This window comes from Saccharomonospora saliphila YIM 90502, from assembly GCF_000383795.1.
Taxonomy (GTDB): Bacteria; Actinomycetota; Actinomycetes; order Mycobacteriales; family Pseudonocardiaceae; genus Saccharomonospora; species Saccharomonospora saliphila.
The window spans coordinates 24,781-28,118 of the sequence record NZ_KB912681.1; the positions used below are offsets into that span (position 1 = coordinate 24,781).

General features: G+C 72.3%; 3 protein-coding genes. All 3 read left to right on the forward strand.

All coding sequences use genetic code 11. The features are described 5' to 3' along the window. A partial coding sequence (cofH, locus tag SACSA_RS0113580; RefSeq protein ID WP_019816459.1) for a 5-amino-6-(D-ribitylamino)uracil--L-tyrosine 4-hydroxyphenyl transferase CofH occupies nt 1-1,092 on the forward strand: 1,092 nt, incomplete at its 5' end. A 161-nt stretch (nt 1,093-1,253) separates the two neighbouring features. Next, nucleotides 1,254-2,276, forward strand: coding sequence for an inner membrane protein YhjD (gene yhjD, locus SACSA_RS0113585; protein ID WP_048876789.1), 1,023 nt, complete (start codon nt 1,254-1,256; stop codon nt 2,274-2,276). Nucleotides 2,277-2,445: 169 nt separating this feature from the next. Next, on the forward strand, nt 2,446-3,338 hold an 893-nt coding region (locus tag SACSA_RS0113590; RefSeq protein WP_048876790.1), incomplete at its 3' end, for an MFS transporter.

Consider the following 3,338-nt stretch of genomic DNA (forward strand, 5'->3'; position numbering starts at 1 on the left):
CGCCTCGCCGCCGACGACCCGGCCGCGCTGCTGCGCCCCGAGCACGCCGACGCGGCGCTGTCGTTGCTCACCGCGGACGGCGAGGCGCTGGAGACGCTGACCAGGTTGGCCGACGAGCTGCGGGCCGAGGTGGTGGGAGAGCCGATCACCTACGTCGTCAACCGCAACATCAACTTTTCCAACGTCTGCTACGTCGGGTGCCGGTTCTGCGCCTTCGCCCAACGGGAGCGCGACGCCGACGCCTACCGGCTGTCCACAGGTGAGGTGGCCGCCCGCGCCGTCGAGGCGGCCGAGGCGGGCGCCACCGAGGTGTGCATGCAGGGCGGCATCGATCCGAAGCTGCCCGTGACCTACTACGCCGACGTGGTGCGGGCCATCAAGGATGCCGTGCCGGACATGCACGTCCACGCCTTCTCGCCGATGGAGATCGTCTCGGCGGCCTCGAAGGCGGGCGTGTCGGTCGAGGAGTGGCTGACCGAGCTGCGCGACGCGGGCCTGGGGTCCATCCCGGGCACCGCCGCCGAGATCCTCGACGACGACGTCCGGTGGGTCCTGACCAAGGGCAAGCTGCCCGCGCGCACCTGGATCGACGTCGTGACCACCGCGCACAGGCTGGGCCTGCCGTCGTCGAGCACGATGATGTACGGCCACGTCGATCACCCCGGTCACTGGCTCGGCCATCTGCGGGTGCTGGCCGGTATCGCCGACGAGACCGGCGGGTTCACCGAGTTCGTCGCCCTGCCGTTCGTGCACCACAACGCTCCGCTCTACCTGGCTGGTCTCGCCCGGCCCGGGCCGACCGTGCGGGACAACCGGGCCGTGCACGCGTTCGCGCGTCTGGCCCTGCACGGGCGGATCGACAACGTGCAGTGCTCGTGGGTCAAGCTCGGCGACACGGGTGCCACCCAGGCGCTGCGGGGCGGGGCCAACGACATCGGAGGCACGCTGATGGAGGAGACGATCTCGCGGATGGCGGGCTCGGACCACGGCTCGTCGCGCACGGTCGCCGAACTCGGCCGGCTCACCGCTCTGGCGGGCAGGCCGGGAGCGCAACGCACCACCACCTACGGCCCCGTCGCACCGGTCGGGTGACGGAGCCGGTGGCAGGCACCGCGCCCGGCACCGCGGGGGCGCCGTCGTGGTGACGTCCCGCGTTTGCGGGGGGCCACGACGGTGGTTAGCGTCCTCGCGTGGCGGAGGAGACGGCGAAGCGGTCCACGGACGGCGGCACGGCCGCGAAAGTACGGACGAGGCTGGCGGGCACGAAGCGGTCGGGTGGCGGTTCCGGCGACGGCCTGGTGGCCCGGCTGCGGCGCGAGCACGGCTGGCTCGACCACATCCTGCGCGCCAACGAGGCGTTCACCGAACGCTACGGCAACCACTACGCCGCGGCGATCACCTACTTCTCTGTGCTGTCGCTGTTCCCGCTGCTCATGGTGGGGTTCTCTGTGGCGGGCTTCGTCCTCGCCGGGAACGACGCCGCCCTGGCCGAGCTGCGCGCGGGCATCATCAGCTCCGCACCGGACGGTCTCGGCGAGTTCCTCGCGACCATCGTCGACGCCGCCCTCGGCTCCCGGGCCGGGATCGGGGTGTTCGGTCTCCTGCTGGCCTTCTACTCGGGCCTTGGCTGGATGACCAACCTGCGTGACGCGCTCACCGCCCAGTGGGGGCAGCAGAAGAAGAAGCAGCCGTTCGTGGCGGGCAAGTTGAGGGACCTGGCGTCGCTCGTCGGGCTCGGCGCGGCGCTGGCCGTCTCGTTCGGCCTCACCGCGGTGGGCGGCGGCGTCGGGGAATTCCTGCTCGGCCTCGTCGGGCTGGAGGAGGCCGCGTGGGCCCGGTTCCTGCTCCGGCTGGCCACGATCGTGCTCGCGCTGGTGGCGAACGTGCTCGTGTTCCTGTGGGTGCTCTCCCAGTTGCCGCGGGAGAAAGTCGCGGTGCGCAGTGCCGTGCGTGGAGCCGTGCTCGCCGCGATCGGGTTCGAGATCCTCAAGCAGGTCGGCGGCATCTACCTGTCCAGCGTGACCGGCTCGCCCAGCGGCGCCCTGTTCGGACCCATCATCGGTTTGCTCGTGTTCGCCAACCTCGTCGCCCGCTTCCTGTTGTTCGTCACCGCGTGGACGGCGACGGCGCGGGAGAACCTCGCCCGCACGGTGCTGCCGCCCCCGCCCGCTGTGATCCGCCCCACGGTCGAGGTGCGGCGCGGGGGCTGGGTCGGTCCCGCGGCCGGGGCTTTCGGCGCGGGAACCCTGCTGGGCCTGTGGCGCAGGCGCCGCTGACCGGCCCCGCGCGGGGGACCGGCCTGTCCGCGTGGTGACTATGCTCGCCCCGGACGGAGGGGTGAGTGTGTCGGACAGGGGTGACAGCGCAGGGCCGGAGACCGGTCCGGACTCCGCTTCGGGCGCCGGATCGGCCGAGACGGGACGAGGGGACCGGCTCCCCCGCGAGATCTGGGTCCTGGTGGGCGCCAGCTTCCTCATCGCGATCGGCTACGGGATCATCGGTCCCGCGCTGCCGAACTACGCGGCCAGCTTCGACGTCGGCGTGACGGCGGCTTCCGTGGTGGTCAGCGCGTTCGCCTTCGTGCGGCTGGTGTTCGCGCCCATGAGCGGACGGCTGGTGACCCGGTTCGGCGAGCGACCGGTGTACCTGTGGGGTGTCTCGATCGTCGCCGTGGGCACGTTGCTGTGCGCGGTCGCGGCCGACTACTGGCAACTGCTGCTGTTCCGCTCGGCCAGCGGCATCGGCTCGACGATGTTCACCGTCTCGGCCATCGGCCTGCTGATCCGCATCTCCCCGGCGAACCTGCGCGGGCGCGCCTCCAGCCTGTGGGGCACGAGCTTTCTGCTCGGCGGTATCGCCGGGCCCGTCCTGGGCAGCGGCCTGGTGTCGGTGTCGCTGCGCGCGCCGTTCCTCGTCTACGGCATCGCGCTCCTGCTGACCACCGGGCTGGTGTGGTGGCAACTGCGCGGCTCGGAGCTGGTGTCGCGGCCGCCGGACGAGTCCGAGCCCGCGATGACGTTCCCGCAGGCCCTGCGTCACCCGACCTACCGGGCGGCGCTGGCGTCGAACCTCGCCACCGGGTGGGTGGTCTTCGGGGTGCGGATGTCGCTGCTGCCGCTGTTCGTCACCGCCGTGCTGGCCAGGGACGAGTCGTTCACCGGGATCGCGCTGGCGGTGTTCGCCGCGGCCAACGCACTGGTCCTGCTCTACGCGGGCGGTTTCGCCGACCGCAGGGGCCGCCGCATTCCCGCGCTGGCCGGGTTGGCGGCGCTGGCCGTGGGCACCGTGGGGCTCGGCCTGACCGCCGACCCGTGGGTGTTCCTGGCCGCCGTGCTCGT